We start from the raw sequence: 6,508 nt of genomic DNA on the forward strand, positions 1-6,508 counted from the left end.
GGATGACCACCCAAGCCCCCGCCTCCACCGAGGTGGAACTCGAGATCGGCGGCATGACGTGTGCCTCGTGTGCCGCCCGGATCGAGAAGAAGCTCAACCGGATGGAGGGCGTCACCGCCACCGTCAACTACGCCACCGAGAAGGCCAGGGTGACGGTGGAGGGCGCGGTCGAGGTCGCCGACCTGATCGCCACCGTCGAGGCAACCGGTTACACCGCCGTGCTGCCCCGCCCGGCCGTCACCGAGGCCGCCGGCACGGAGCCCGACGCTCCGGACGAACTGGCCCCGCTGCGCCAGCGGCTGATCACCGCGCTCGTCCTGGCCGTCCCGGTGATCGCCATGGCGATGGTGCCCGCCCTCCAGTTCGACAACTGGCAGTGGCTCTCGCTGACCCTCGCTGCCCCGGTCGTCACCTACGCGGCCTGGCCCTTCCACCGGGCCGCCTGGACCAACGCCCGACACGGCGCCGCGACCATGGACACCCTGGTCTCACTGGGCACCGGCGCTGCGTTCCTCTGGTCGCTCTGGGCCCTGTTCTTCGGCCACGCCGGCATGCCCGGCATGCGGCACGGCTTCGAGTTCACCGTCGCCCGCGGCGACGGCTCGTCCAACATCTACCTGGAGGCCGCCGCCGGCGTCACCGCCTTCATCCTGGCCGGCCGCTACTTCGAGGCCCGCTCCAAGCGCACCGCGGGCGCCGCGCTCAAGGCACTGCTGCAGCTGGGCGCCAAGGACGTCACCGCACTGCGCGGCGGCGCCGAGGTCCGCGTCCCGATCGCCGAACTCGCCGTCGGCGAACTGTTCGTGGTCCGACCCGGCGAGAAGATCGCCACCGACGGAGTGGTGGCCGAGGGCACGTCCGCGGTGGACGCCTCGATGCTCACCGGCGAGTCCGTCCCCGTCGAGGTCGGCGCGGGCGACTCCGTCACCGGCGCCACCGTCAACGCCGGCGGCCGCCTGGTCGTCCGCGCCACCCGGGTCGGCGCCGACACCCAGCTCGCCCGGATGGCCAAGCTCGTCGAGGACGCGCAGAGCGGCAAGGCCGCCGCCCAGCGCCTCGCCGACCGGATCTCCGCCGTCTTCGTCCCGATCGTCATCACCCTGGCACTGGCCACCCTCGGCTACTGGCTCGGCACCGGCGAGGGCTGGACGGCGGCCTTCACCGCCGCCGTCGCCGTGCTGATCATCGCCTGCCCGTGCGCCCTCGGCCTGGCCACCCCGACCGCCCTGCTCGTCGGCACCGGGCGCGGCGCCCAGCTGGGTGTCCTGATCAAGGGCCCCGAGGTGCTGGAGAACACCCGCCGCGTCGACACCGTCGTCCTCGACAAGACCGGCACCGTCACCACCGGCCGGATGACCCTGCTCGCCGTCCACACCGCCGAGGGCACCACCGAGCAGGAGGCGCTGCGGCTGGCCGGCGCCCTGGAGCACGCCTCCGAGCACCCGATCGCCGCCGCCGTCGCCGCAGCGGCCGCCGAGCGCACCGGCACCCTGCTCGCCGTCGAGGGCTTCGAGAACGTTCCAGGCCTGGGCGTCCAGGGCGTGGTGGACGGCCACGCGGTGGTCGCCGGCCGCGAGGCACTGCTCGCCGACTGGGCGCAGTACCTGCCGGAGTCGCTCGCCGAGGCCAAGCGCAACGCCGAGGCCGCCGGGCGCACCGCGATCGCCGTCGGCTGGGACGGCGAGGCCCGGGCCGTCCTGGAGGTCGCCGACGCGGTCAAGGACACCAGCGCCGAGGCCGTCGCCCGGCTGCGGAAGCTCGGCCTGCGGCCGGTGCTGCTCACCGGCGACAACGCCGCCGTCGCCCGGGCGGTCGCGGCCGAGGTCGGGATCACCGCGGAGGACGTGATCGCCGAGGTGCTGCCGCAGGACAAGGTGGCCGTCGTCCGGCGGCTGCAGGCCGAGGGCCGGGTCGTCGCGATGGTCGGCGACGGGGTCAACGACGCCGCAGCGCTGGCCCAGGCCGATCTCGGTCTGGCCATGGGGACCGGCACCGACGCGGCCATCGAGGCCGCCGACCTGACCCTGGTCCGGGGCGACCTGCGCTCGGCCGCCGACGCCATCCGGCTCTCCCGCAGGACCCTGGCCACCATCAAGAGCAACCTGTTCTGGGCCTTCGGCTACAACGTCGCCGCCCTCCCGCTGGCGGCCGCCGGGCTGCTCAACCCGATGATCGCCGGTGCGGCGATGGCCTTCTCCTCGGTCTTCGTGGTCGGCAACAGCCTCCGGCTCCGCACCTTCCGCTGAACCGTCCGACCCGCGGCCGCCAACCCCGTGCCCGGTGCCGCCCCTGCGGTGCCGGGCACGGGGTTGGCGGCCGAGCTGCGTGCCCGCCGGCAGGTCGCCGGCGCCTGACCCTTGCCGTCTGCACGCCGTTCTCGGCCTTCAACGCACCTGCGTGGCGGCCCATCGCGCTACGGGGCGACCAGCTCGCCCTTGTCGGGTGGCGTATCAACTGACGCTCGACGGCGGCGCGGAAGCTACTGGTAGGCCGCCTGGTCGATGCGGCCGTGGATCCGCAGCCCGGCGCACCAGGTCTCGGCGGCCTCCAGCGCGGCGCGCCGTCCGCGCAGCCGTGCCAGCGGCGGCCGGCGGGCCTCGTCGGGGCGGGCGAGGCGGGCCGCGTCATAGAGGACGGCTGCGAGGACGAGTGCGGCGGCCGCGATGGCGAGGGCGGCGCCCACGGTGCTCACCTCACCGGGGGAGGGGGTGGTCGTGGTGGTCGTCCCTCGTACGGAACGGGTCGCGGTCGTCGGTGTCGTGGCGGTGCCGGTCGTCGTCACCCATGCCGTGCATGCCGCGCATCATGAAGAACATCATCAGCGGGCAGACGGCGACGATGCCGAGCAGGGCGAGGGTGCCGACCGGGACGCCGAGGGCGAGCGCACCGACGACGGCGATGGCGACCGCAACGGCGTACAAGCCGTAGTTCCTGTTGTTCGTCATGACGGGCTCCCGAGTCGAGGAGCCTTCGCACCGGTCCCGGTGCACCGGCTCACGGGTGTGCGGTCTCACGTAGTGCGGCGAGCCTCTTGCGGTACTCCTGGTCGTCGATCTCACCGCGGGCGAACCGCTCGGCGAGCAGCTGCTCGGGCGGCGTGGGGCCGGGGGCGGTCGGCGGCGCAGGCGGCGCGGGGCGAGAGGTCGTGCGGTCCAGCGCCCGGAAGAGCAGGACGCCGCCGATGACGAGAAGTGCGGTGAACAGCAGCATCCCGAGGCTCATCCCGAACCAGCCCCAGCCGCTCATACCGCCGTCGTGCCAGTACCTCATCGCGGACACCTCCCAATGCCTCGTGGCCGACCGGCCCGGTAGTCCTCCGTTCCGGTCTCCCACCTTCAACGCTCCTCCACCCGGGCAGCGTCGGCATGGGCCGATCGGTCCCGTCCTGCCGACGATGGACCCCTACCCCCAGGGGGTAGCACGGGGGGACAGTGGAAGGACGGACCGCGAGCGGGAGGTGGCGTCATGGGAGTCGCCGATGTGATCGTCGTCGTGGCCGCCGCCGTGCTGATCGGCGCCTTGGGGTGGTACTTCTTCGGACCCCGCCGCGCCTCCTCCGCCCGGCTGGAGGGCCGGGTGCAGCGAGTTGATGTCACGGTGCGCGGCGGCTACAAGCCGGACGTGATCAGGCTGCGCCAGGGGGTGCCGACGGAACTGGTCTTCGACCGGCAGGAGAGCGGCGAGTGCACCTCGAGGGTGGTCTTCCCGGACCTGCGGGTGAGTTCTGCGTTGCCCGCCTATCAGCGCACGACGGTGTCGTTCGTGCCCGCTGAGGCCGGCTCCTTCGGGTTCGCCTGCGGGATGAACATGATCCACGGCACTCTTCTGGTCGAACCCGACGGCGAGCCCGGTGGCGATAGCGGTCATAGCGGCGGGCTCGCCGCTGCCGGTACCGGCGACGGACAGGGCCAAGACCCGACTGCTGTGCGGGCGGAGCTTGTCCCGGGCACGCAGGAGTCGGTGGAGGGGGAGGACGCCGAGGCGGCGGAGCGCCGAGCGGAGATCGTGGACCTCACGCGGCGGGTGGTGCTGGGGGCTGTGCTGACCGCACCGGTGCTGTTCGCGGTGATGGCGCACGAGGTGTTCGGCGCGGACTGGGTGCCCGCTTGGATGCTGAACCACTGGTGGCAACTGGCGTTGATCACCCCGGTGATGTTCTACACGGGTTGGCCGATCCACCGGATCGGCTGGCTGACACTTGTCCACCGCGGCGCGGACATGAACTCGCTGATCACGTTGGGCACGAGTGCCGCCTACGGCTACAGCCTGCTGGTCACCCTCGCACCCGGCCTGCTGCCGGAGGACGTGCGGGAGGTGTACTTCGAGGCGGTCGGCGTGATCCTCACGCTGATCGTGCTCGGCCGGCTGCTGGAGGCCCGGGCCAAGGCCGGCACGGGTGAGGCGATACGCGCCCTGCTGGGCCTGCAGGCACGGACCGCCCGGGTGATCCGTGACGGTACGGAACAGGAGATCCCGGTCGAGGACGTGGTGGTCGGTGACGAGGTCGTCGTGCGACCCGGGGAGAAGATACCGGTGGACGCGGAAGTGATCTCCGGTTCGTCGGCGGTGGACGAGTCGATGGTGACCGGGGAACCAATGCCGGTGACCAAGCACCCCGGGGACACGGTGATCGGCGCCACCGTCAACGGAACGGGCTCCCTGCGGGTGCGTGCGAGCAAGGTCGGCACGGACACGATGCTCGCCCAGATCATCCGTCTGGTGCGGCAGGCGCAGGCGTCCAAGGCTCCCATCCAGCGCCTCGCCGACGCCGTCTCCGCGTACTTCGTACCGGCCGTGATCGCGATCGCGATCGTGACGTTCGCCGTCTGGTTCACGGTCGGCCCGTCCCCGGCCTTCACCCTGGCGCTGGTGTCGGCGGTCGCGGTGCTGATCATCGCCTGCCCGTGCGCGCTGGGACTGGCCACCCCGCTGTCGATCATGGTCGGCACCGGCAAGGGCGCACAGGCGGGCATCCTGATCCGCTCCGCGGAGGCGTTGGAGACCGCGCACAAGCTCGACACCGTCGTCCTCGACAAGACCGGCACCGTGACGGCCGGCACCCCGGTGCTGACCGATCTCCACGCAGTGGAGGGCTTCGACGAAGCGGAGCTGCTGCGGCTGGTGGCCGGGGCCGAAGCGCTCAGCGAACACCCGCTTGCCTCCGCGATTGTGGCCGGCGCCCGCGAACGCGGGCTGACCGTGCCGGACGCCACGGCGTTCGACTCCGTCACCGGCAAGGGCGTCCAGGCAACCGTCGACGGGCGGGCTGTCCTGATCGGCAGTCGGCGCCTGCTCTCCGACGTCGCCATCGACACCTCGGCTCTGGAGGACACGGCAGCCGAACTGTCGGCCCGCGGCAGGACACCGGTCCTCGCCGCGGTCGACGGACGGCCGGCCGGGGTGCTGGCCGTCGCCGACACGGTCAAACCGGACTCCTCCCAGGCGGTGGCGGACCTGCAGAACCAGGGCCTCGACGTGGTGATGCTCACCGGCGACAACCGGCGCACCGCGGCGGCCATCGCCGCAGAGATCGGCATTTCCCGGGTTCTGGCCGAGGTGCTGCCCGAGCACAAGGCCGACGAGGTCCGCCGCCTCCAGGCCGAGAACCGCACGGTCGGGATGGTCGGAGACGGCATCAACGACGCCCCGGCACTCGCCGCCGCCGATGTCGGCCTGGCGATCGGCACCGGCACCGACGTCGCGATCGAGGCCGCCGACGTCACCCTCATCTCCGGCTCCCTGGCCGGCGTGACGACCGCCGTCCGGCTCTCGCGAGCCACCATGCGCAACATCCGCCAGAACCTGTTCTTCGCCCTCGTCTACAACGCCGTCGGCATCCCCGTCGCCGCCGGCGTCCTCTACCCGATCTGGGGCGTCCGCCTCAGCCCGATCATCGCAGCCGCCGCCATGGCCCTGTCCTCCCTGTCCGTCGTGACCAACTCCAACCGGCTCCGCCGCTGGCACCCCCAGGCCCTGCCCCGGACCGGGGCCAAACACGTAGAACCGCGGGTGGAGGTGTCGGACGACCACGCCGACGAGCCGGCGCAGCAGGAGGCTGCGGCGGTCACCGATCCCGTGTGCGGCATGAACATCAGGCCGGACACGGCGGCCGAATCCCGAGTCACCCCCCACGGCACCGTCTACTTCTGCTCCCCGCACTGTGCTGCCGCCTACGATGCCGATCCCGACCAGTACGGCGCACACGGCGATCCCGCACGGTGATCGCCAGTACCACGGCAGTGCCCGGGGTCAGTGGTGATGTCCGGGACTCCCGTGCGGGGGGCACGCTGGGCGACGCCGCCACCGGGGGCTTCGACTGACGAACTGGAGGCGGAGAGCCGGCTGGCCCTGATCGGCGAGCGCCTGCGCGAGCACCTGCGCCCCCGGCTGACCGTCCCCGCGGGCCCGCCGGACCGGGGCATCGCCCACGACCTGCGCGACCTCCTGGACGCCCGCCTGCTCGAAGCCACCACGCTGGACCGGGCCGCCCGCCTGCTGCACGCCCACC

Annotated in this window: 5 protein-coding genes and 1 pseudogene; 3 read left to right on the plus strand and 3 right to left on the minus strand. The window is 72.6% G+C overall.

Translation table 11 applies throughout. From position 1 onward, the window contains the following. Nucleotides 1-2: 2 nt before the first annotated feature. Nucleotides 3-2,246 carry a heavy metal translocating P-type ATPase gene (locus AB0M03_RS25885; RefSeq protein WP_363494803.1) on the plus strand — a complete coding sequence of 748 codons (2,244 nt, stop codon included), beginning with the start codon at nt 3-5 and terminating at the stop codon, nt 2,244-2,246. A gap of 233 nt (nt 2,247-2,479) precedes the next feature. On the opposite strand, the gene AB0M03_RS25890 is transcribed toward AB0M03_RS25885, so the two are convergent. The 3 genes from AB0M03_RS25890 to AB0M03_RS25900 are packed head-to-tail and all read right to left on the minus strand — an operon-like array spanning nt 2,480 to nt 3,270. Next, nucleotides 2,480-2,683 (minus strand): hypothetical protein, encoded by a 204-nt coding sequence (locus AB0M03_RS25890; protein WP_363494805.1) that lies wholly within the window; start codon nt 2,681-2,683, stop codon nt 2,480-2,482. Nucleotides 2,684-2,693: 10 nt separating this feature from the next. Then, the gene (locus AB0M03_RS25895) at nt 2,694-2,945 is read right to left on the minus strand and encodes a DUF2933 domain-containing protein (RefSeq protein WP_363494807.1); all 252 of its coding nucleotides are present in this window, start codon (nt 2,943-2,945) and stop codon (nt 2,694-2,696) included. Nucleotides 2,946-2,994: 49 nt separating this feature from the next. Further along, complete coding sequence (locus AB0M03_RS25900) at nt 2,995-3,270, minus strand: SHOCT domain-containing protein (protein WP_363494809.1); 276 nt, start codon at nt 3,268-3,270, stop codon at nt 2,995-2,997. Nucleotides 3,271-3,465: 195 nt separating this feature from the next. On the opposite strand from AB0M03_RS25900, the gene AB0M03_RS25905 reads away from it, so the two are divergent. Both AB0M03_RS25905 and AB0M03_RS25910 read left to right on the plus strand, forming a co-directional pair. Further along, nucleotides 3,466-6,222: a heavy metal translocating P-type ATPase gene (locus AB0M03_RS25905; protein WP_363494811.1), complete on the plus strand. Its 2,757-nt coding sequence runs from the start codon at nt 3,466-3,468 to the stop codon at nt 6,220-6,222. A 96-nt stretch (nt 6,223-6,318) separates the two neighbouring features. Next, nucleotides 6,319-6,508, plus strand: a pseudogene (locus tag AB0M03_RS25910) (AraC family transcriptional regulator); the annotation flags it as partial.

It is taken from the genome of Kitasatospora sp. NPDC051914 (assembly GCF_040680995.1).
GTDB lineage: Bacteria > Actinomycetota > Actinomycetes > Streptomycetales > Streptomycetaceae > Kitasatospora.

Coding starts and splice junctions, on each gene's coding strand:
- AB0M03_RS25885 (WP_363494803.1), top strand. CDS start 3: ATGACCACCCAAGCCCCCGCCTCCACCGAGGTGGAACTCGAGATCGGC.
- AB0M03_RS25895 (WP_363494807.1), bottom strand. CDS start 2,945: ATGACGAACAACAGGAACTACGGCTTGTACGCCGTTGCGGTCGCCATC.
- AB0M03_RS25900 (WP_363494809.1), bottom strand. CDS start 3,270: ATGAGGTACTGGCACGACGGCGGTATGAGCGGCTGGGGCTGGTTCGGG.
- AB0M03_RS25905 (WP_363494811.1), top strand. CDS start 3,466: ATGGGAGTCGCCGATGTGATCGTCGTCGTGGCCGCCGCCGTGCTGATC.